This window comes from Streptomyces sp. JH002 (assembly GCF_050916115.1).
In the GTDB taxonomy this organism is placed as follows: Bacteria; Actinomycetota; Actinomycetes; order Streptomycetales; family Streptomycetaceae; genus Streptomyces; species Streptomyces xiamenensis.
Window position 1 is genome coordinate 3,394,873 of the sequence record NZ_CP087989.1, and the last position, 23,418, is coordinate 3,418,290.

The following is a 23,418-nucleotide window of genomic DNA, read 5'->3' on the forward strand; positions in this document are numbered from 1 at the left end:
GGTATCAGTTCGTTTCCTCGGTGCTCTCGGTGCTCTCGCCGGTCTCATTGTCGCCCGCGCCCGTGTACCAGTCGGGGGAGATCTGTTCGCGCAGCCAGCCGCCCATGAAGCCGAGGCTGAAGCCCTTGTCGCCCAGCTTGCCCAGGAACGGGATGCCGAAGATGTCGAGGGCGCCCTGACGGTGGTACCAGCGGCCGCTCATGTTGTGGATCAGCGCGGTCCGGCCCGCGCCGATGCTCACACCGCCGATGAGTCCGCCGAGCGAGGCGCTCGCGCCCTCCAGGAGGGCGTCCGTGCCGGTCAGCTTGACGAGGTTGCCGTCGGCGTCCTTGACGCCGAAGATCGCGGCCGAGGCGGCGCCGGAGATGAAGCCGCCGATCAGCCCGGAGGCGATGGCCACCCCGTAGTCGTAGGTGCCGGACCGCCAGCGGGTGATCTTCTCGATGCCGGCGTACTCCGAGCCCCAGTTGTCGTCGTTGGGGCGCCGGGTGAACGGGTTGCCCGCGTCGACCTGGCTGTTGCCGACCTTCCAGGTGCCGCCGCGCGACTGCGAGAAGTGGCCCAGGGAGAAGGTGCCCTTGACCCCGGCGGCGATGGTCGCGCCGAACGCCGCCTTGGCCACGTCCAGCCAGGTGAACTCGGTGTCGGTGGCGGCCGAGATGATGCCGGTGATGGTGATGGTGGCCAGGAAGTCGATGATCCACTCCTGGGCCATGTCCACCGCGAGCGACCGTACGGCCTTGCCGGTGAACGAGGCGTACTGCGACTCGCCCGCGCCGAACTGCGGGCGGCTCCACTGCCAGTCGTTGACCTCGCGGTACATCCGGCTGAAGCCGCGGTACTCGGCGGCCAGGCCGGTCCAGTTGGTGTCGCGGCCGATGAGCTGGGCCGGCGGCACGGACGTCATCGGGGTGGGCGTGGTCGCCGCGGGAGCGGCCGCCGGGGCGCCCGTGGCCCCCGGTGCCGGGGCGGTCCCGGCGGGGACCACGGCGCCCGACCCGCCGGCGGTGCCCGGGGTGACGTCCCGGCCGCTCAGCGAGACCCGGCCGAAGGGGTCGTAGCTGTAGACGTAGCCGGACATGGTGCGCTCATTGATGACGAACTGGGTGCCGTCGATCTCGGTGTAGCGGCGCCACGCCTTGGTCCACTCGTCGCTCTCCAGGAACGTGCCGTCGTCCAGTTCGACCTTGCGGCGGATCTCGATGCCGTTGTCGAACTCCTTCCAGGCCCGCAGATCCTGGGCCGCGCCGCCGACGGCGCCGGCGCCCGGGGGCTCGGCGTGGTACTCGCGGACCCGGGGCGGGCCGTCGTGGTGCCAGGCGCGGATGCTGCCGTTGTTCGGCTGCTTGGGCATCTCCTGGATCTTGAAGACGGTGCCGTCGCGGGTGAAGGAGTCCTCCCAGCGGAAGCCGTTCTGCCAGTCGGCGTGCCGGGCGCCGTTGGCGTCGATCCACATGCGGGTGCGGTCGCCGACGTCGCCGAAGTGCTGGATGTTGCCGTGCCGGTCGATCTTGTTCCAGTGCCAGGTGACGTTGGTGCCGTCCGCGTTGGTCACCCGCCAGGCGTCCACGGTGGTGCCGTCGGACAGCATCCGGTGCTCGCGGACCAGCGGGCCCCGCTGGTTCGGGATGATCGCACCGTCGCCGCCGCGCACCGCGGCGAAGTCCTGGAAGGACTCACGGTCCCAGTAGAGCTTGTTCATCTGGCCGTTGAAGGCCGTCCCGCGGATGCCGGAGGCGATCTCGTTGCCGGCCGCGTCGAAGGACTGCCAGGTCATCGTGCCGGTGGGCCCGCCCCTGGAGATGACGGTGACCTGGTGGGCGCCGGAGCCGAAGGTGTCGGAGCGGCCGATGACGTTGCCGTGGATGTCGTAGTGCGTCCAGTTGTTGGAGCGGGAGTCGACGGTGAGCCGGAAGTTCCGGTCCCCGCTGCCCGTCGTCACACCGCCGCCGGTACGGACCTCCGGCGAGGGCCGGAACTCCATCAGGGAGCCGTCCTTGAAGCCGATCCGGGCCACCCGCATGTCGCCGTCGGCCCCGCGCAGGAACGGGTTGACGCCGTCGGTGGCCTGGTCGGCCCGGAAGCGGTCCTGGAACAGCATGGTGTTGGCGTCGGTGTCCGGCCGGGCGGCCAGGTCCGGGCGGACCGGCGGCTGGGGTGCGGGGGCGCCCGGGGCCGCGCCGGGGGCGGGTGCCGGCGCGGGCCCCGGCCGGGTGTTGGTGACCGTGAAGTCGGCCTGGTCGAAGGTGCGCACGCCCTGGAGCTTGTCGGCGCCCTCGGACCAGGGGAGGTTGCGGCCCGGCATGACGGTGCCGTCCGGCATCTTCACGTCGCCGACGGTCAGTTCGTTGCCGCTGCCGAGCTTGCGCACCTCGCGGACCATGTCTCCGGCCCGGTTGATGGACTGGATGGTTCCGTTGCCGCTGGTGGCGGAGATACCGGTGTCGCCGGGGCGCCCGGCCGGGGTGGGGCTCTCCTTCCACACGGCGATCTGGAAGGCGCTGTCGCTGCGCAGGTAGCTGAAGTTGTCCAGCGAGGTGTGGAAGTAGATGTCGGGCGACAGGACGTTGCGGAACCACACCGGCGGGCGCTGCTCGGCCAGCCGCTGGGACTCCAGCCAGTTGCCGTTCTTCAGCTCCTTGCTGACCCCGGTCTCCTTGGCGGCGGGCGAGTGCGAGAGCCAGCTGCCTTCCTTGAACGCGCCGTCCTCGCCGAGGGTCAGCTGCTGGTAGCGCCGTACGTCGTGCGGCGTGGGCTGGAAGCGGCCGAACTTCTCGTGCACGGTGACGGTGTTGCCGGTGCGCGGGTTGATCGCGACATCGCTCCAGCCACGGCCGTGGCCCCAGTCCCGGGTGCCCTCGGCGAGGTGCTTGAAGTCGGCGTCGTACCGGTGCCACTGGCCCTTGGTGAGGGCCTGGCCGACCGGTACGGCGTTCATGTCGGTGAGGACGTGGCCGCCGTCCGGGTTGAGCCGGAAGTGCCGCACCCGGTGGCTGAGGGCGCTGATCTTGCCGGTGTCGGCGACGTCGAACCAGCTGCGGGTGGACTCGCCCCAGTGCCGGCTGCCGTGCTGCACGGCGTTGCCGGCCGGGTTGATCTCCGACCAGCGCGGGCGCTGGCTGAACAGGCCGAACTCGCCGCCGCTGGCGGAGGTGTGCACGTCCAGGGTGTTGCCGTTGTGCAGCGGGCGGCGCATGAACACCTCGGCGCCGCCGTGGTGGGTGAGGCGGACCACGCCGTTGCCGTGGCCCTTCATGTCGACCGGTCCGCCGTCGTACAGGCCGGTGGCGCGGTTCGGGGGCGGGGCGATGACCGTGCCGTGGTTGTCGGTCCTGATCCGCGACCAGGTGCCCTTGGTGGCGCCGTCGGTGAAGGTGACCTTGAGGTGCTGGTCCGGGACGAGCTGTCCGTCGCGGATGACGTTGATGCGCTCCGAGGTGAGCTTGCCGGACCCGTCGTACACCTTGTACTCGCCGGCGTTGAGCCCCTGGTCGTTGCCGCGCTGCACGCGGAAGCCGTTGCCGTCCGGGGTGACGGTGGCGTGCGGGGTGGTGACGGCGTTGAGGTTGCCGTCCAGCAACTGGTGGGTGTCCACCCGGATGAAGGAGCCGTTCACGTCGTCGGACAGCCGGACGGCGTCGAAGGTGGTGCCGTCGGCGTCGGTGACCCGGAAGCGGGTGAGGTCCTGCCCGCCCACGGTGATGTCGGTGGACTGCGCGGTGCGGGTCACCTGCCCGTTGCCGTTGTGCAGGGTGATGGTGTTGCCGTCGGCGCTCTGGAAGCGGAAGCCGCCGCCGGGGCCGCCGACCGGGGTGATGCGGACGTCGTCCACCTTGGCGAGGGTGTTGTTGTTGACGACGTCCAGGGCGGTCAGGGTCTGGCCGTTGTGGGTGACGGAGAAGGTCCGCACGCTCTGGGTGGTGTCGCCCAGTCGCACGGTCTGGAAGTCGAACGAGCCGTCCGCCTTGTGCACGGTGACGCGGGTGTCGCTCGTGGTGCGGAAACCACCGTTGTGGGCCGCGAGGTCGATCGTGGTCGGGTTGCCGCGGGCGTCCAGCGCGTGCGCCCCGAGCGGGCCGCCGTCCGCCCCGGCCGGCCGGTGCACGTAGCCCACGGTGGTGTTGCCCGCCCCGGTGAGGGTGGTGACGTTGTGGGTGTGGGCGCCGTCCGGGCCCAGGACGAGGTGGTGATCGCCGTGCTGGACGCGCACGGCGCCGCCGGTCTGCGGGTGGACCGGGGCGATGACGGTGCCGTCGCCGTTGAGCAGCGCCGGGTTGGCGCCGCCGCGCAGGAAGTTCCCGTCGAGGGGTGTGCCGGTGAGGCCGGGGGCGGTGAGGGTGTGGTTTCCGCCGGTGCCGTGGAAGGTGAGTTCGTTGGTGCCGCGCAGTACGAAGCCGTCGTTGCCGTGCCGGACCACGGTGAGGTTGGTGATGGGGTTGCCGGTGGCGGTGAGCGGGTGGCTGCCGGGGGTGAGGCGGGTCCCGTCGACCGGGAGGTGGACGTGGCCGACAGGGGTGCCGCCGCCCGGGCCGGTGAGGGTGGTGACGTTGTGGGTGTGGGCGCCGCCCGGGCCCAGGATGAGGTCGTGGCCGCCGTGCTGGACGCGCAGCGCGCCGCCCGGCTGGGGCGTGATGGGGATGAGGTCGCCGCTGCCGTTGAACAGCTGCGGGTTGGTGCCGGTGCGCAGGAACGTGTCGGTGAGCGGCGTCCCGGTCAGGGACGGCGCGCTGAGGTTGTGGTGGCCGTTCGCGCCGTGGAAGGTGAGTTCGTTGTTGCCGCGCAGTACGAAGCCGTTGTCGCCGTGCCGGACGACCGTGAGGTTGTTGACGGCGTTGCCACCGGCGTTGACCGGGTGGCTGCCGGGGGTGAGGCGCGTCCCGTCGACCGGGAGGTGCAGGTGGGCGATGGTCGCGCCGTTGGCTCCGGTGAGGGTGGTGACGTTGTGCGTGTGGACGCCGCCCGGGCCCAGGATGAGGTCGTGGCCGCCGTACTGGATGCGCACGGCGCCGCCCGGCTGCGGGGTCGGGGTGGAGATGAGGTCGCCGTTGTTGTTGAACAGCTGCGGGTGACCGTCCATCCGCAGGAAGTTCCCGTCGAGCGGCGTGCCGTGCAGGGCGGGCGCGGTGAAGGTCTGGTTGCCGTTGCCGCCGTGGAAGGTGAGCCCGTCGTCGGTGCGCAGGACGAACTCGGTGTCGCCGTGCCGCACCAGGGCGATGTCGTCGATGGCGGTGCCGCCGGGGGTGAGCGGGTGGGCGCCGGGTGCCGCGTGGGCGGGGCCGGTGGGCCGGTGCACGACGCCGATGGTGCTGCCGTCGCCGCCGCGCAGGGTGATGACGTTGTGGGTGTGGTCGCCGCCCGGGCCGACGACGATGTCCCGGCCGCCGAACTGCACCCGGGTGGCGCCGCCCGGCAGCGCGGTGAGGTCGGCGGCGGCGGTGGTCCCGTTCGGCCGGATGAGGCTGAGGGAGCCGTCCGCGGCGCTCCGCAGGGACTGGATGCCGGCGAGGGCTCCGGCGGCCAGGGCCAGGTCCTGATGGCTGAAGGCGTGGCTCGCGTCGTAGAAAGCCGTGCCGCGCCCGCCGCCGGCCGGATTGATCTGGAAGCCGCCGTCGTTCAGGCGCGTGATGGCGTTGGGCCGGGGGCTGTCCACGTTCAGCACGGTGCCGTCCTCCGCCCGGTGGACGGAGACGGTGAGGTTGTCGAAGTCGCCGTTGGCGAGGGTGATGTCCTGCTGGTGGCCGCGGAAGGTGGTGGTGCCGTCCGGGGCGAGGTTGAAGCTGTAGTTGTCGTTCTGCCGGGCGCTGACCCGGATGTCCACGTCGAAGACGCGCAGGTCGGGGCTGGTGGTGACCCTCAGCCCGCCCGCGGGGCCGCCGGTGGGCACCACGCCGTTGATCGAGCCGTCCGCGCCGAACCGCAGCTCCACCTGGCGGCCGCCCAGGCCGGGCAGGTCGATGGTCCGCGAGGCGGGCGGGGTGGGGGTGAGGGAACCGCCGCCGAGGCCCGAGGTGGTGGGGGTGGGGGTGAGCGCGCCGAGTTCCACGCCGCCGGTCCCGCCGAGACCGCCCGTCGTCGACCCGGGGGTCAGGCCCGAGCCGCTGGGCGGGTTGACCACCGTGGGGGCCCCGGTGGCCTCGTGGGTGATCATGTCGAAGTCCCAGCGGCGGAAGGAACCGCCGTCCAGGGCCTGTTCGATGCGGATGACGGGGCGGCCGCCGTCGTGGGCCTCGAAGGCGCGCAGTCCGTCGATGCCCTCCGTGTTCCCGGCGACGCTGACCTGGAAGGAGCCGGAGGCGTTCGGCTCGTCGACCCGGACCGAGACGCCGGGCAGGCCGTCGATGGCCTGGTAGGTGTGGACGGCGGCGTACTCGGTGGTGGACGGCTGCATGAACACCTGGGTGACCATCGGCCGCGGCGGCACGGCGCCCGGTCCGAACAGGCCCAGGGTGCGCAGGACCTGGAGGTCCATCGGGCTCAGCGGGCTCAGGTGGGCGCCGCCGGTCTGCAGGTGCAGCCCTTCGAGGCCGGGCTGCTTGACGGGCGGTGCCGGCTGGGAGAGGTCGACGCGGCCGATCTCGCTGCTTGCCGGAGTGCCGCCGGGCCGGGCGTTGTTGACCTCGGGCACGCCGAGGTTGCCGGTGGTGGGGGTGGCGTTGTGCGGCAGGCCGCCCAGGCTCACCGGGGCGTTGGCCGGGGTGACGGCCGGGGTGACGGCGCCGGTGGACGGGGTGGCCACGGTGGGCGGGGCCACCTGCCCGGCCGGCGGTGCGACGTGCGCGGCCGGCGGGGTGAGGGTGGCGCCGGCCGCCGGGGTGACCTGGGTGTTCGCGGTGATCTCGGGGGTGTCGATGCGGCCGGCCCCGTTGCCGGCGCCGAGGTTGATGCCGAGTTCGGGGACGCTCACGTGCCCGACCGCGGGGGTGCCGCCGGTGCTGGGGACGGCGTTCACCTGGCCGCTGAGCGAGGGGAGGTCGGCGAGGCGGGTGTTGATGTTCGGGGTGTTCAGCTGGAGCGAGTCGAACTTGGCACCCACGTTGTTGAGGGTGGGCGGGCTGATCGCCTGGCCGATACCGCCGGTGTTGATGTTGTTCAGGGCGTTCACCGCGGGGGTGTCCACGGCGCCGACGGCTCCGACACCCGGGGTGGAGACGCCGGAGATCCCGGGGGTGGTGACACCGCCCATGCCCGGGGTGGTGACGTTGCCGACGCCCGGCGTGGTGACCCCGCCGACGCCCGGTGTCACGACGCCGTTGATGCCGGGGGTGGTGACGCCCGGCATGGTGGCGCCGACGTTCCCGACGGACGGCGGGGTGACGGTGGCCCCGGTGGGCGGGAGGATCGCGTTGATCGCGTTCAGCTCGGGGGTGTTGATGCTGCCCAGGCCGTTGCCGGCGTTCAGGTTGATGCCGAGTTCGGGGACGCTCACCTGGCCGCCCACCGGCGTGCCGACGGTGCCGGGGGACGCGTTCACCTGGGCGTTGATCGACGGGAGATCCGCGATGCGGGCGTCGATGTTGGGCATGTTCAGCTGGAGCGAGCCGAACTTGCCGCCGACGTTGTTGAGCGTCGGCGGAGTGATGGCCTGACTGATGTTGCCGATGTTGATGTTGTTGAGGGCGTTGATCGCGGGCGCGTCCACGGCGCCGACGCCCGGGACGCTGATGTTGTTGAAGCCGCCGAGGCCGGGCGAGGAGATGGCGGGGGAGATGGCCCCGATGCCGGGGGCGTTGACGCCGGGCATGTTGGTGCCGATGCCGGGGATGTTGACGCCGCCCACGCCCGGGGTGGTGACGGAGGGCATGTTGGTGCCGATGCCCGGGATGGTGACGCCGCCGACACCGGGGGTGTTGACCCCCGGCATGGTGACCCCGATGCCGGGGATGTTGACGCCGCCCACGCCCGGGGTGGTGACCGACGGCATGCTGTTCCCGATCCCGGGGACCGTGACGGCCCCGACACCCGGGGTCGTCACACCGTTGATGCCCGGGGTGGTGACGGAGGGCATGTTGGCGCCGATGCCGGGGACCGTGACGCCGCCCACGCCCGGGGTGGTCACGGCCGGCATGTTGGCGCCGATGCCGGGGACCGTGACGCCGCCGGCGCTCGGAGTGGTGACAGCCGGCATGTTGGCGCCGATGCCGGGGACGGTCACACCGCCCGCGCTCGGGGTGGTCACGGCCGGCATGCTGGTGCCGATGCTGGGCACCGCGACGGTGCCGGGGGCCGGGGTGTTGACCGCCGGCATGGTGGTCCCGATGTTGGTGACCGGGACGGCGCCGATGCCGGAGGTGGGCGGGCTGACCACCGGGACCATCGGGCCCAGCGTCGGGGCGCCGATGGGGGCGACCCCGGAGAACGGCACATCGGCGATCAGCGCGCCCATGTTGGGCAGCGGGGGCATGGAGAACCCGACCCCGCCCATGTTCTGGTTGGCGAGGTGCAGGTTGATCGGGGGCGGCGAGACGACCTGGACGCCGCCGCCGAAGCCGGTGCCGAGGCCGCCCGGGGTCAGCGGTCCGGTGCCCACGGCGATGGGCGGCATGGTGCCGAACCCGGCGTTGTTGAAGCGCACCAGCTCACCGACGCCGGGCGGCGGGGAGAAGATGTTGACCCCGGCCGACGCGGCGCCGGAGATCTTGCTGCCGCCGCCCGCGAGCGTGGCGAAGTCGAGACCGTAGCGGTGCATGCCGAACAGGCCGCGGTCGATGAACCCGATCTTCAGGGCCTGGCCAAGACCCACCATCCGGATCTCGTTGGCCGCCACCGGCAGCACCAGACGCAGGCCCTGGGCGCCGGTGAGGCCGCGGTAGATGTTCACCGGCAGGTTTTTGACCACCATGAAGCCCGAGGCGAAGATCTTGGTGATCTGGAACGTCCTGACCCCGACGTTGTTGATCACGGAGAGCCCGGCCATGGCCGGGCCGAACCGCAGATGGTTGAGGTTCGTCCCGAACTTGATGCCGAGGTTGCCGGCCTTGAGGAAACCGGGTGAGAAGCGGAAGCCGCCCCACAGTCCGTTGACGCCCTTGACCCACAGGGCGCCGAACTCGAAGCCCTTCGTGATGCCGAAGAACGCCTTGCCGCCCTGGACGCCGCCGGAGAAGGCTCCCTTGAGGCCGCCCCACAGCTTGCCGACCGACAGACCCCTGGTGGTGGGGGCGATGACACCCAGGATGGACAGCACCAGTTCGGTGACGCTGGCCTTGCCGTTGGCGAAGTCGACGGCCGTCTTGATGAGCAGCGCCACGTTCAGCGCGAGCACGAAGAGGGCGAGCGGGCCGCCGACGATGATGGCCGGGATGATCAGGATGATCGCCAGCCAGCCGAGTGCCTTCCAGAACTCGTCGCACTCGTTGACCGGCGAGTCGATGCTGTTCCCGGCCGCGCGGATGGTGCTGGCCGCCGTGCTGGCGGCGCTCTCCAGGTTGGACTTCGCGTCCTCGGCGGTGGACTTGTAGCCCTCGCGCTCGGTGTCGTCGTCCTCCCCGAGCCCGGCCGCCGCGGACAGGGCCTCGTCCGCCCGGCCCTGCTCGGTCCGCATGACCTCGACATAGGTCTTCAGGGCGCCCTGGACGTCCTCCTGGGCCTGCTTGAAGGAGGAGACGTAGTTCCGCAGATCATTGTCGATGATCTTGCGCAGGGCGTCGGCGGTCTTGCCGACGAAGGCGCCGTCCGCGGTGTTCTTGACCTCGGTGAGGCCCTCGTCGATGGTCGTCGCGAGCGTGACGAGCTTGGCCTGCGACGAGATCAGATCGTCCAGGGCGCTGGGGTCTCCGGGCGTCGGGTCGCTGCTGAGACCGAGGGCGCTCCAGTCCTCGGGACGAGCCATGGGCGGCACTCCTTCCGGGTCCCTGCACATGGAAGTGCGGGTACTTCCCGGCGACACTGCACGGTGGGCTTCCGTTTCTACTACGCCGCAGACGCGCCCACGGTTCAATCCGATCTCGATCCGGTGTGAAATCCCCTTCGTCACCGCCACGATGCCGTCCGTTCGCCGGAAGCTCCCGAAGTCCGCCCGGCCGAACGGGAGATGACGGCGGAGCGAACCGGCGCCGGCCGGCGGCGTGCGGAATACCTCACCGGGGCCGCATTGAACCTTCTCCCGGGCTGGGGCGTAGAAAGGGCAGCGGCACCCAAGGAACGTCCGGAGGACCCGTGGCCGACTTCTCCATTGACTACAGCCAGCTCCAGATCGTGCAGACCAAGATGCGCTCCCTGGCGGACGAGGCGGGGTCCGGCGGCGCCGACGGCAAGTTCAAGGAAGTCGGCGAGGGATCGCTGGGCGACGCTCAGAACGTCCTCGGCAACCGGCAGCTGGCCGCCGCCTTCCAGACCTTCTACACCCGCTCCCGCAGCCGCACCAAGCAGGCCAAGGACGGGCTGACCGAGCTCGCCGACACCTTCAAGGGTGTCTCGGACGCCTGGTTCGACGCCGACTCCAAGCTCGCGTCCAGCGGTGGCACGGACTCCCAGCGCGGTGAGTTCAACGAGTGGGTCAACGACAAGAAGACCCACGACAAGTGGCTGGACGACAAGGCCGCCTGGGACGGGATGCTGGAGGACATCGGGGCCACCGAGTACTTCGAGGAGAACCCCGACGCCTCCATCCGCCAGGTGTGCGCCGCCGACGACGCCCCCGACTTCTGTGCGGCGTGGCGGGACCTGGAGAAGGACGGCAACCACGCCCTCAAGCCCGGTGACGAGCCGCCCCTGCCCGAGGGGGACGGGCCGCCGACCGAGTACACGTACGAGGACGAGGACGGCACCGTCAAGGTGACGCTGGAATACGACGACGACTACAACGTCACCAAGCAGACGTCGGAGATCAGCAATCCCAACGGCCAGTCCTACAAGTCGGAGCAGGTGTTCGACGGACCGGTCCGCGAAAGCACCGGTTCCGACGGCGGCAGCATTCAGGACTACACCCTCACCACCACCTATGGCGACGGCACGGAGAGCGTCGCGGTGGTGAAATTCAACGACGACGGCTCGGGGACCATGGAGGTCACCGCCGACGATGAGACGACCAAATACACCCACAGCGGCAAGAAGGACGACGAGTGGGAAGAGGTCGAGGACTAGTCGCTGACTAGCCCCTACGGTTCCAGCACAAAGGAGAAAGAGACCCATGGCTGCCAACATCAGTCTGGACTACGCCGAGATCGAGCGGGTGTGCGGTGTCCTGGACGACGCCGTCGACAACACGCTGGTGCCGCGCATGAACGAGGCGAAGGAAGAGGTCGCCGCGCTGCTCAACAGCGGTCTGGTGCTGACCGCGACCAGCCCCGCGCTGGAGGCCAAGTACGAAACGTTCACCATGAACCTCGTCGCCGGTGCCGAGGCCATCAAGGAGTACGCCAACCAGTTCAAGGCGATCAAGCAGTCCGTCGAGGACATGGACAAGGACATGGCCGAGAAGATCAACGCCGGCTGATTCCGCTACCTTCCCTCTCAACCATCACCGGAGAATTCCATGGCGAATGATGTCGTCTTCGATTACGACGCGATCGACACCACCGCATCGACGATGGGCAACAAGCTCGCGGATATCGCCGCCGAGCTGACGACCCTGAAGGACACCGTCGCGTCCCTGCTGCAGAACGGCCTGGTTTTCGAGAAGGCCAGCCCCGCGATGACCGACGCGTACAACCAGTTCACCAGCCAGCTGGACGCCTCGGCGAAGAACATCGACGAATACGCGAAGATGTTCCAGAACTTCGCCACCGAGATGGCCAACTCGGACGAGCAGATCACCAACGACGTCAACGCCGCCGCCGCGGAGGCCGCGAACAACAACGAGGAGTGATCCGGCCCGCTCACGGACGAACGGCCGCCCCCTTCTCCCCGGGGGCGGCCGTTCTCCGTGCGTGCGGACCGGCTCAGCCGTCCAGCACCGTCAGCGGCACCTGGACCGCTATGGCGTGACCGGAGGGCCCCGCCGTCCAGCCACGGCCCTCCGGCAGCGCGCTGCGCATCTGCTCCGACGACAGCCGCGAGCCGATCAGATCGCCCTCGCCGATGGACTTGGGGCCCAGCAGGATGCCGCTGCGGGACCGTCGCGCCGCGCCCATCCAGCCCAGCGAGGACATGGACTCCGAGGGACCGGCCAGCAGCAGCCCCCGGCCCTGGTCACGGCCCGAGGTGGCCACGGCGCGCAGCACCCGGTCGGCCCGGCAGTTCGCCAGCATGTCGGCGTCGTCCACCACCACGACCACCGGCCGCCCCTCCACCGCGTCCAGCGCGGCGGTCAGCTCCTCGACCGACGGATCGGTGTCCGTCATCACCTTCGCCAGCTCGTGCACGCCCAGCCGGCGCAGCTGCGAGTCGCGCGGTGTGATCACCACCAGGGAGGTGCCGCCCAGCAGCAGCGACACACTCATCGCCGCCAGCGTGGTGGAGCGCCCCGAGCGCGGCGGGCCCGCCACCAGGAAGCTGCCGCCGCCCGACGCGAAGTCGTAGCCCAGCGGGGCGGCGGCGTCGCCGCCGATGCCCAGCAGCGCCCACAGCGGACGCCGCTGCTCGGCCGGCAGCTGCTCCATCGCCTCGGTGAAGCCGATCAGGCCGGGCAACTGCCCGATCCGGAACGGCCGGCGCGCCTGCGGCACCTTGCTGTCCCGCTTGCTCACCCGCCGGCCGATGGCGCGCACCGCCTCGCCCTGGTCGCTCGCGGCCTCGCCGTCCTGGTCGCCCGGCAGCAGACCGATCTGGGTCTCGATACCGGCGGGCGCCATCCAGCCGCGCCCCGGCGGGACATGGCTGGGCACCTTGCCCCGCGCCATGCCGACCAGGTGGTAGTCGCTGGGGTCGGTCTGCCGCAGCAGCAGCCGGCGGTCGTTGTGCGCGGCCAGCCGGCCGCCCAGCAGCAGCCGCTCCGAGGTGGCGATGACATGGAGACCGGCGGCCTGGCCCTCGCGCAGCAGCCGGATCACATCCGTGTACATCCGGCCGCCGTCGTAGTCGTCGATCATGCCGCTCAGCGCGTCCCAGCCGTCGATGAGCAGCAGCAGGTGGGCCGGCCGCTGGTCCTTGGGCAGCTTGGCGCGCAGCTCGGTGAGGCTGGAGCAGCTGTGCTGCGACAACGCCCGCTGCCGGGACGTCAGTTCACTGACGAGCCGGGCGACCAGGCGTTCCAGGCGCTCGGTGTCGTGCCGGTCGACGACCGCACCGCAGTGCGGCAGGCTCTCCAGCGCGGCGAGCCCGCCGCCGGCCGCGTCGATGCCGTAGATGTGCAGATCGGCGCTGCTGACGGCCATGGCGGCCGACCCGGCGACGGTGCGCAGCACCTGGGTGCGGCCGGTCCGCGGGGCACCGATGACGTACAGGTGGCCGAAGGTGGCGAAGTCGATGCTGCCCAGCCTGCGGTCCTGGAACTCCGGCAGGTCCAGCAGTCCGTACGGCACCAGCGGCAGCCCGCCGGGTGTCTCCGGCGGCTCGGTGGGCGGCAGTTCGTCCAGCCGCAGCTGCTCGGAGAGCGGCGGCAGCCAGGGGCTGGGCTGCTCGGTGTAGTCCGGCAGCTGGTGGGCGGCCGTGGTGATGGCCTGCACCAGGGCGAGCAGATCGGTGGGCCGCTCGACCGGGATCGGGCGTTCGGACTCGGGAAGGTCGTCGTCCTCCACGCCGAGGTCGGTGGGGCGCCCCATGCCGCTCCAGGTCAGCTCGGCGGCCCGCACCGTGCGCACCGGCGTCGGCGCGTCGGGGCCGTCCTCGTCGACCGCCATCTCCTGCGGGGTGTCGCTGTCGGTGCGTTCGGCGCCGACCCAGGCCGTCTGGAACGGGGTGGGGTTGTTGTGCCCGCGCCGCAGCAGGGCCCGGCCCGGGGTGCCGGCGGAGATGGCCGCGGCGTCCGGGTTGTTGATGATGTCCTGGCTCTCGGAGCGGTCGGTGACGCGCAGCGCGATCCGCAGGTTGGTGTTGGCCTTGATCTCGTTGTTGACCGAGCCGCCGGGCCGCTGGGTGGCGAGGATCAGGTGCAGGCCCAGCGAACGGCCCCGCTGGGCGAGGGAGATCAGCCCGGGGACGAACTCGGGCAGCTCCCGTACCAGGGTGGCGAACTCGTCGATGACCAGCAGCAGCCGGGGCAGGGCCGGCAGCCGCGGGTCACGGGCGCGCTTGAGGCGGTACTCGGTGTGGTCCTTGGCCTCGACGTCGGCGAGCAGTTGCTCGCGGCGGCGCAGTTCGGCCTCCAGGGAGGCCAGCGCCCGCTGGACGAGATGCCCGTCCAGGTCGGTGATCATGCCCAGGGTGTGCGGCAGCTGGGCGCACTCGCGGAAGGCGCTGCCGCCCTTGTAGTCCACCAGCACGAAGGCGAGTTCGTCGGGCCGGTTGGCGGCGGCCAGCGAGGCGATCATCGTCTGGAGCAGTTCGGACTTGCCGGAGCCCGTGGTGCCGCCGATCAGTCCGTGCGGGCCGTCGCGCACCAGGTCGATGCGCAGCGGTCCCTCGTACCCCTGGCCCAGGGTGAACGAGGTGGAGGCGGGCCGGCGGGCCCAGTTGTACAGCAGCGTCTGCGGGTTGGGCGGTTCCTGGTCGAGCAGGGGCAGCAGCCGTACGTCGCCCGGCAGTCCGGAGTCGGCGTCCACCGTCACGTCCCGGACCGGGGCGATCGCGCGGGCGATCTCCTCGCACCAGGCGGCGGTGACCATGTCGGCGCGGATGCCCTCCACGGTGGGCACCCCGGAGATCCGGACGGTCAGGGCGTCCTTGTCCTCGGTGCCGGCGTCGCCGGAGGAGGTGGTGATGACCGCGACGCACTCCTCGGGCAGCAGCCGCTCGCGCTCGTCCAGGCAGACGCTGAAGATCCGCACCCCGGGCCCGGCGGTGAGAACCTCCACGATGCCGGGGACATCCCGCAGCCGCCGGGAGCCGTCCAGGATCACCAGGGTGTCGGGGAAGTTCATCAGGGTGCGGCCCAGCGCCGAGGAGGCGGCGTCCGTCCTGGCCTTGATGTCGGCGATCAGCTCGTTGACCCGGTGCGCGGTGGACTCGGGGTCGTTGCCCACCGAGATGACGGTGCCGGCCGCGCCGGGCCGGTCGGGGCGCAGGTGCGGCAGCCAGCGCACCCAGCTCCAGCTGTCGGCGTGCTCGTTGCTGGTGAGCACGACGATCCGCAGGTCGCGGGGGCTGTGCAGGACGGCGGACTGGGCCACCGCCCAGCAGGCGAGGCGGCGCGGGCCGGTGCCGGGCCCGGTGATGCCGACGACGCCCAGCTGCGTCATCTCCACGCAGTACGGCACGTCCGCCAGCCGCCAGTGCACGCTCGTGTGGTTGCTCTCGCGCGCCGAGTCGGTGATCCGCTTGAGCGAGGCGCGGGCGATGGTGCCCACCCGCAGCGCCAGATGGTCGGGGTCGCGGCGGCGGCGCTCCCACAGCTGGTGGCCGGGTCCGGTCGCGGTCAGCAGCAGGGACGCCGGGTCGGGGAACGTGTCGTTGCGCAGGACGCGTTCGGCGACGGTCGCGTTGCGGACCTCCAGCTCCAGCGCGGCGCGGCGCAGCCGGAACAGCCGCAGCTGCTCCTCGTACTGCTTGCGTCCGCTGCGCTTGCTCATGAGCCAGTTGCCGATCGCCATGATCGGGGTGAAGAAGACGAAGACGACGAAGAAGAACGTCCGGAAGAGGCTGACCATCACCAGGCCCATGACGAGCGGGGCGATCAGCATCAGGAACGGGAAGGGCCGGTTGCCGCGCTTGCCGGGCGGGCCCGCCATCTTCATGGACTCGGCGTCCAGGTGCGGGGCGATGCGCGGCGGCCGGTTGTACTCCACGCCCAGGCCGTCGGGGGAGGGGTTGATGGCGGCGTCGGGCTCGAACGGGGTGCTCAGGCGCAGCAGATGGTCACCGAGCGAGAGGTCGGCCCACACCGGCCATTCGGCCTCGCCGTCGTCGGGCTCCGGCAACTGGTGCACGGGGGGCAGCGGTGGCGGGGCGGGCTGGCCGTCGGGGCCCGGCGGGGGAGGCGCCACGGAGTGCCCGCCGGGGCCGCCGTCCTGGGTGCCGGCCGGCTCCTCGGCGGTGAGCGGGGTGCCGGTCTCGGGGTCGACGGGCGGCGGCGGGGTCAGCGAGCGCAGCCCGCAGCGGTCCGGGTCGGCGTCCTCGGGGAGGCGGAAGCTGACGCCGCCGTCGGCGGCGATCGTGATCCAGGTGCCGCGTTCGGGGGCGCCGCCGCCGTCCAGGCGCAGGGCGCAGCCGCGGTCGGTGCCGATCTCGTGGCTGCCGGGGCCGAGTTGCCACACGTGGCCCGCGCCGGGGCCCGAGACGTGGCGCACCTCGACCAGCGCGGCGTCGGTGGCGGGCGGGGACCAGGCGCGGGTGAGGGAACGGCGGCCCTCGGTGGCGGGGGCGTCCACGCCGAGCAGGACGCCCTCACGGATGCCGCTGGCGCCCAGGGTGGCGTCGGGGTCGAGCTGCTGGTCGCCGAGGTAGAGGTGTTCGGCGCCGAGTACGGAGCCGAGGTCGGCGACGGTCGCGTCCTCGGGGACGTCCAGCAGATGGTCGGTGGGTGTGCCGCCCGCGGGGGCGGCGGAGACGGTCAGTTTCACGGGAGTCCAGCGGCGTCGGGCGCTCTCGGCTCAGCTCAGGGCTGCGGGGAGCGGCTGGTGATGGAGGGGGAGGTGCCTGGGGTGGCGTCGGCGGTGGGCCCTGCGGAGGTCTCGCCGGCCTCCGCGTCCGCCACGGATGCGAGCGGGGCGGCGGCGCTGCGGCCGAGCGGGACTTCCTCGGGTTCGGCCTTGCGGGTCTTGACGAGGGTGGTCTGCTGCTGCTCCTGGCCCTCGGCCTCCTCGAAGAGGTCGCTGGCGGCGTTGCCGGTGGGCGGGGCGGGCGGCAGGACGGGCGGGATGTGGGGCAGGACGCGGGCGAGCGCGCGGCCCAGGGCGTCGAAGAAGGGCAGCAGTGGGGTGCCGGTGACGTAGACGCGGGCGTGCCGGTCGGCGAGCAGCCGCCGCACGTGGCCGCGGCCGGGGCCGGTGACGATGACGCGCGGGACGCTCAGGTCCTCGGAGGGCGGCGCGCTCAGCTCGACGGGCAGCGGGTCGGGCAGTTCGGTGGCGATGAGCACCGGGCCGAGACCGAAGTGCGGTTCGGTCTCGCGGGCGGCGCGGTAGGCGTTGCGCACCGGCTCGCCCTGGTGGTCGCGGTGCACGCCCTCGGCCACGGTGACCAGGCCGGCCGGCAGCCGGACGTCCAGTTGGGCGGCGATGGCCTGGAGCAGGGCGGCGCCGGCGCGCTGGTCGCCCTCGATCGCGAACTGCTGGGGGCCGGTGGCCAGGTCGAGGAAGACGGCGCGGCCGGTGCCGTCCTCGCTGACGCCCAGCGAGACGATCACCGGACGCACGGCGTCCGGGTCGGGGGTGACGGCGGGCAGTTCGGTGCGGTCGATGGTCCAGGTGCCGGCCTCGGTGGAGTCGGCGAGCAGGACGGTGACCTCGCGGTCGTCCACGAGCGCGGCGTACGGGCGGGCGGGGGCGGCCTCCTGACGGGCGCGGACCAGGGCGCGTTCGGCGTCGCGCCAGGTGAGCGGGGCGCCCAGGTGGTGGACGAGGCGCCGCAGCCGCCGCTGGTGCTGGAACCAGGCGCGGATGGGTGCGGCGAACGCGTTGCGGGTCACGGCGAGTTCGCGTTTGACGCGGGCCCACGCCGCGGACCAGCCGCCCATCCGCATGGCGATGGCCCGCAGGATGAGGAAGACGATCAGCAGCGCGCCGATGATCCCGCAGATGCGGAAGATCGTGTCGCGGTGGGTGCTGAAGAACTCGAAGGGGTCGGTGTTTCTCATGCCGCGGCATTCTCCCGTCGCATCTCGCGGCGCATGGCCAGCAGAGCGTAGTGGGTACGGGACTTGACGGTCCCCTGGGGGACGCCGATGGCGCGGGCGGCATCGGCACGGGACCGGTCGCACAGGTGCACCTGGACGAGGACCTCGCGGTGTTCGGGGGTGAGGCGGGCAAGCGCTCCGTGCACCACATGGCGTTCGACGACGGCGTCGGCCATGTCGGGCTCCGTGCAGCGCTGGAGCATGGGTGCCGGGACCACTCCCATGGGGACGGTGCGGTCACGGCGGTGTGCGTCCACCGCGAGGTTACGCGCGACGGTGTACAGCCAGGCGACGAGGCGGTCCTCGTCGTAGGCGATCTCGTGCTCGGCGGCGCCCGTTCGCGTGGACTGCCGCACGGCCAGGCGCCACACCCGGAGCATGGTCTCCTGCACGATGTCCTCAGCGCGGTGGGGGTCTCCCAGGGTGAGCCGGTTCACATAGCGCAGCAGCCGGGCACGGTACGCGCTGCTGAGCCGGTCCAGCAATTCGCCTGGGTCGCGTTGAGCGGTACGCATGGGTCTGCTCCATCCTCAGCGTCTCGGCGTGGAGAGCGTATTCATGTCCGCGTCCATGTTTCTCCAGATGGTGGGGAAAATCCCGGCCAATAAGCTCAGATGTAGCTCAGATTTTTGTTTACCGATACCTGGGGGACTTTGCGGGCGGGCGGCATACGGGCAGTGCGCGGCTGACAACAGGCGGCGGCGCGTGTGACGTCGGGGTAAAACCGCAGGCAGGGCGCCGATGGGCGATGCCTGGCGCGGCCACGGCGGGCGCGCGGGGGGCCGGGTGACGGTGCGCGGAATTCTCCGCGCACCGGTTGTTCAGCCGCGGCGGGTGGTGAGATATGAAAGAAGGCTGCGAATTTCCCCGGCAGGGGCGGGTGCCAGCGGCACCGCGCGCAGCGACCGGTGGGCCAGGGCCAGTTGCCGGTCCGCCTCGGCGAGCGCGGCGGCGCGCCCGCCGGCCGCCTCGATCAGGGCGGCGGCGTACCGGGCGTGTTCGTCGCCGAACGGGTCCGTGCCCAGCACGGCGGCCAGGGCACGGGCGTCCGCGCGATCGCCGGCCAGGGCCAGCAGCACCGGCAGGGTCTTCTTGCCCCGCCGGAGATCGCCGTACACGGGCTTGCCGGTGACCGCCGGGTCGCCCCAGATGCCCAGCACGTCGTCGATGGCCTGGAAGGCCACCCCGGCGTGCAGCCCGGCACGGCGCAGCGCGTCGACGGTACGGGGCTGGGCGCCGCCCAGGGCCGCGCCCAGCGCGGTGGCGCAGCCGAACAGCGCGCCGGTCTTGCGGCCCGCCATGCCCAGGTACGCGTGCGGGGTGACGGCGCCCTCGCCGCGCCAGGGCGCGTGCTCGAACCGGAGGTCCTCGGCCTGGCCGTGCACCAGGTCGCGCAGGGCGCCGATCAGGTGCCGTACGGCGGTGGCGGTGTGCGGGCCGCCGCCGGCGGCGAGGGTCTCCAGGGCCAGGCTGTGGAGCGCGTCGCCGGCGAGGACGGCGGGCCCGGTGCCGTACGCCTTCCACACGGCCGGGCGTGCTCTGCGGTGTTCGTCGCCGTCCATGATGTCGTCGTGGACCAGGGAGAAGGTCTGCACGAGTTCCACGGCGACGGCGCCGGGGACGGCGGTGGCCCCGGTGGCGCCGACGGCTTCGGCGGCCAGCAGGGTCAGGGCGGCGCGGATGCCCTTGCCGTCCGGGGTGTGGGTGGCCATCTCGTGCAGCCAGGGATGCAGTTGGCGCAGTGCCCGGTCCAGGGCGGGGGCGGTGGCGGCGCGGGTGCGGGCGAGGATGTCGGCCGCGGGGGTGGGGGTGGTCGTGGGGGCGGTGGCCGGGGTGGCTGTCGTGGGGGTGAGTTCGCGGATCATGGGGCGGCCTCCGCGGGGGCGGGCGCGGTCGTGGGCAGTTCGGCCAGTGCTTTGTCGGTCATGGCTCTGGCGTGGTACAGCCCGATGCGCTGGAAGAGGGTGCGCAGTTCCCGCAGTTCGGCGGCGGTCTCCTCCGGGCCGCGCTGCCCCAGCCGGTGCAGGGTCTTGGCCAGTCCGAGCCGGCACAGGGCCTGGCCGCGCAGCTCGTCGATGGCGCGGAACTCGGCGAGCGTCTCCTCGTAGCCGCGCTTGGCCTGCCGGTAACGGCGGGCGCGGAAGAGCACGTTGGCGCGCATCTTGTGGTTGTAGGCGAGCGCGGAGGTGAGGTTCATCCGGCGGCAGGCTCGTTCGGCCTTCTCCAGGATGCTCAGCGCGCGGTCGGCGTCGCCGTCGCGGACCGAGACGATGTCGGCGATGCCGCGCTGGGCCCAGGCCCAGCCGCGCCGGTCGTCGGCGCCCCGGGCGATCTCGGCGGCCTCCTCGAAGAGGGCGAGCGCGCGGTCGAAGTCCCCGGTGTTGCGGTGGATCTGGGCGATCCCCTCCAGCGCCCAGACCGTGTGCCGGGCCTCGCCGCGCTTGCGGGCCTCGGCGAGGAGCTGCTCGTGCAGCCGGCCGACGGCTTGGTAGTCCCCCTGTATTCGGCCGGTTTCGGCGAGCCCGGCGAGGGAGTAGCCGCGGGCGACGACGTCGTCGCCGCGTTTGCCGAGATCGGCGGCGAGGGTGAGCAGCCGGCGGGCGAGCGGCAGCGCGCCGCGCTGCCGGGCGAGGGTGCCGCCGCTCCACATGGCCCAGGCCATGGCGCCGAGGTCGTCCGCGGCGCGGGCGGCACGGTAGCTGGCCTTCCACGCGGCGTCCGCCTCGGCGACCTGGCCGAGCCGGCGCCGTGCCTCGGCGACGCCGAGTCCGGCGCGGGCCACTTCGCGCCGGTCGCCGGAGGCTTCGGCGATCCGCAGTTGTTCGCTCGCCGCACGCAGGACATCGGTGAGCGAGGAGTTGACCGACAGGGAGTTCAGGGCGCCCTGATATTCGGGCGCGAACGCGTTGGCGTACATGCGGAGCGACTATACACGAGGTGTATACTCAGTATGTATAGCCGTTGTGGTGGTCCGATGATGAGACGCGCCGGAGCCCCGAACGGCTCCGGCGCGCCATGAATTTCAGACGTTCCTCACCGCAACTGGCCGATCAGCACCTGCGCCCGATGGCTCAGCGCGGCCCGCGCGCCGTCCGACACCGAGCGCTTCGACGCCTTCTCCAGCTGCCACACGAACGACTCCAGCGCAGCCACCGCGCCCCGCGCGCTGCCGGCCTGCTCCCACTGCACCTTGGCCACCAGCAGCGGCACCGACAGCAGGATGCCGGTCACCCGGTCGACGTCCCCGGCCCGGACGAACCCGTCCAGCGCGTCCTTCAGCGCGGTCACCCCGCCCGGCGTCACGTAGTCCGGCACCGGGACGTCCGCCCAGTCGGTGTCGGAGGCGAAGTAGAAGCCCGGGTAGGACGGCTGGTTGTAGGTGGTCTGCTGCCGCGCCACGTCCACCCGGTACTGCGGGTCGTGCATGAGGGTGTACAGCTTGCGGTCGGTGACCTCCGTGCTCGTGTAGACGCGGATCGCCGAACTGTCCTCGGTCCGCACCAGCAGTTCCTCGCGCCAGTCGCCGAAGATGTCGGCCACCAGGGACGGGTTGCCCTTGGTGTGGTTGTTGGTGAGGGTGCCGGTGGCGGTCAGCAGCGTGCCGCGCTGCCAGTCCTCGATGGTCGGGGTGACATCGATCGCGCCGTCGACCAGCTGCGTGGTCATGTCGCCCGACCAGCGGATGCTCATGTTGGTGCCGGGGGTCTGCGAGCCCAGCCGCTCACCGCCGGCGCTCCACAGCCCGATCCCCGAACCCCACGTCTCCAGGCCCGAGCGGTCCGGATCGATGTCCCCGATCATGCCGCGCCCGGTGTCCACGCCGGTGTAACCGCCGTACAGCACCTCACCGGTGGCGGCGTCGCGCAGCGCGTACCCGTACGGGGCCCACGGCCCGCCCTCGTGGACGGTGTAGATCTCCAGGCCGGGGCGGTCCGGGTCGATGTCGGCGACGTGCATGGCGTCACCGTGGCCCAGCTTCACGTACTCGCCCGGGACGCTGGACTCCGGCGGGCCGAAGTCGTAGGAGCTGTAGAGCAGCGAGCCGTCGTGGTCCAGGGTCGCCGAACCGTAGACGATCTCCTGCTTGCCGTCGCCGTCCACATCGGCCACGGACAGCGAGTGGAAGCCCTGGGTGGTGAGGGTGCCGTACTCGGGGTCGGTGCCCTCGACGCCGTGCGGGCCGTCGTTGAACGGGTTGGACATCGGGGTCCAGCCGCTGTCCACGTACCAGTCCTCGGTCAGCCGGTGGCCGTCCCAGCGGTAGGCGACGAGGGTGGTGCGGGTGTAGTAGCCGCGGGCGAACACGGCGGAGGGGTGTGTGCCGTCGAGGTAGGCCACGCCGGACAGGAAGCGGTCGACCCGGTTGCCCGGCTCGATGCGGTTCATCGCGTAGTCGCCCCACATGAGCCCGTCGTCGTGGCGGCCGGGCTTGTAGGCGATGGTCTGGAGCTCGGCGCCGGTCAGGCCGTTGAAGACGGTCAGGTACTCGGGCCCGTCGACGATGAAGCCCTCGAAGGCGCGCAGCCGGTTGTTGCCGCTGCGCGAGGGGGCGTAGACATCGATGAAGTAGTCGGTGAGTTCGGCGGCGTCGGCGGCCGACAGCGGGTAGCTGTGGCTGAACTCGTCCTCGGCGCCCAGCGCCTCCTCGACGGTGGCCGGCCAGTTCCCGGCGACGACCTCGGGGTGCTCGTGCCAGCCCCGGAAGATGCCGGCGAGGTGCTCGGCGTAGTCCTCGGCGCTCATCCGGTAGTCGTCACCGTGCCCGTAACCGGCGCGCACGTCCTCGCGGGGCATGGTGATGTACTTCGTGGAGACGGCCCGGCCGTCCTTCCCGTACCGGGTGATCTTGGTGCCCGGCGCGGTCTTGAACATCATCTCCGAGCGGCCGTCGCCGTCGAAGTCGTACACCAGGAACTGCGTGTAGTGGGCGCCCGCCCGGATGTTGACGCCCAGGTCGATACGGTGCAGGAGGGTGCCGTCGAAGCGGTAGGTGTCGATGTAGACATTGCCGGTGTAACCGACCTGGGAGACGTCCTTGGAGTTGGACGGGTCCCACTTGACGATGAACTCGTACTGGCCGTCGCCGTCCACGTCGCCGACGCTCATGTCGTTGGCGCGGTACGTGTACGCCTCGCCGGCCGGGGTCACGCCGTCGGCCGGCTTGCGCAGCGGGATGTCGTAGTAGCCCTCGGACCAGGGGGAGACGGCGTCGCTGCGGTCGACCTCGGTGCCGCCGACGAGGGCGGCGACCCGGTACGAGGCGCCGTCCTGACCGTCCGGGTCGAGGAAGTTGGTGCTGTCGGTGACGGTGGCGATGGCCTCGCCGTCCCGGTACACCCGGAAGTCGGCGCCGGTCATGCCGTTCTCCCCGGCCCCGGTCACCTCGTGGCCGAGCAGCCGCCAGCTGAGGAACACACCCTCGTCGGTGGCGACGGCCACCAGGCCCCGGTCCAGCTCCTCCAGTTGGAGGGCGGCGGAACCGGTGCCGGAGCCGGATCCCGGGGCTGCGGCCCCGGGCCCGGCGGCACCCGCCAGCAACCCGCCGACGAGCGCCGCCGTCACGGCGACGGCTCGCGTTCTTCCGTACGGTCTCATGGGAACGTCCCTTC

General features: G+C 71.8%; 10 protein-coding genes. 3 read left to right on the top strand and 7 right to left on the bottom strand.

Annotated elements, in window-relative coordinates; translation table 11 throughout:
* Positions 1–4 precede the first annotated feature (4 nt).
* Positions 5–9,829 (bottom strand): hypothetical protein, encoded by a 9,825-nt coding sequence (locus tag H7827_RS15465; RefSeq protein WP_432745836.1) that lies wholly within the window; start codon positions 9,827–9,829, stop codon positions 5–7.
* Positions 9,830–10,155: 326 nt separating this feature from the next.
* On the opposite strand from H7827_RS15465, the gene H7827_RS15470 reads away from it, so the two are divergent.
* From H7827_RS15470 to H7827_RS15480, 3 genes are read left to right on the top strand one after another with little or no spacing between them, the layout of a single operon-like run.
* Positions 10,156–11,082 carry a serine/arginine repetitive matrix protein 2 gene (locus tag H7827_RS15470; RefSeq protein WP_432745838.1) on the top strand — a complete coding sequence of 309 codons (927 nt, stop codon included), beginning with the start codon at positions 10,156–10,158 and terminating at the stop codon, positions 11,080–11,082.
* 46 nt (positions 11,083–11,128) lie between these two features.
* Entirely contained in the window at positions 11,129–11,434 is a 306-nt protein-coding gene (locus H7827_RS15475) for a hypothetical protein (protein ID WP_386540388.1), read from the top strand.
* Positions 11,435–11,473: 39 nt separating this feature from the next.
* On the top strand, positions 11,474–11,806 hold the full coding sequence (locus H7827_RS15480; RefSeq protein WP_030732278.1) for a hypothetical protein: 333 nt from the start codon (positions 11,474–11,476) through the stop codon (positions 11,804–11,806).
* A 73-nt stretch (positions 11,807–11,879) separates the two neighbouring features.
* Here the strand turns inward: H7827_RS15480 and H7827_RS15485 are convergent, their stop codons facing one another.
* From H7827_RS15485 to H7827_RS15510, 6 genes are all read right to left on the bottom strand, one after another.
* Entirely contained in the window at positions 11,880–16,535 is a 4,656-nt protein-coding gene (locus H7827_RS15485; protein ID WP_432745841.1) for an FtsK/SpoIIIE domain-containing protein, read from the bottom strand.
* A gap of 35 nt (positions 16,536–16,570) precedes the next feature.
* Positions 16,571–17,770 carry a hypothetical protein gene (locus tag H7827_RS15490; RefSeq protein WP_432745843.1) on the bottom strand — a complete coding sequence of 400 codons (1,200 nt, stop codon included), beginning with the start codon at positions 17,768–17,770 and terminating at the stop codon, positions 16,571–16,573.
* On the bottom strand, positions 17,767–18,324 hold the full coding sequence (locus H7827_RS15495) for a sigma-70 family RNA polymerase sigma factor (RefSeq protein WP_432745845.1): 558 nt from the start codon (positions 18,322–18,324) through the stop codon (positions 17,767–17,769). Before H7827_RS15495 ends, H7827_RS15490 begins: the two co-directional genes overlap by 4 nt.
* A 306-nt stretch (positions 18,325–18,630) precedes the next feature.
* Entirely contained in the window at positions 18,631–19,674 is a 1,044-nt protein-coding gene (locus tag H7827_RS15500; protein ID WP_432745847.1) for a polyprenyl synthetase family protein, read from the bottom strand.
* The gene (locus tag H7827_RS15505; RefSeq protein WP_386540395.1) at positions 19,671–20,726 is read right to left on the bottom strand and encodes a tetratricopeptide repeat protein; all 1,056 of its coding nucleotides are present in this window, start codon (positions 20,724–20,726) and stop codon (positions 19,671–19,673) included. The genes H7827_RS15500 and H7827_RS15505 overlap by 4 nt, the downstream gene beginning before the upstream one ends.
* 116 nt (positions 20,727–20,842) lie before the next feature.
* On the bottom strand, positions 20,843–23,404 hold the full coding sequence (locus H7827_RS15510) for a rhamnogalacturonan lyase (RefSeq protein WP_432745849.1): 2,562 nt from the start codon (positions 23,402–23,404) through the stop codon (positions 20,843–20,845).
* Between the last annotated feature and the right edge of the window lie 14 nt (positions 23,405–23,418).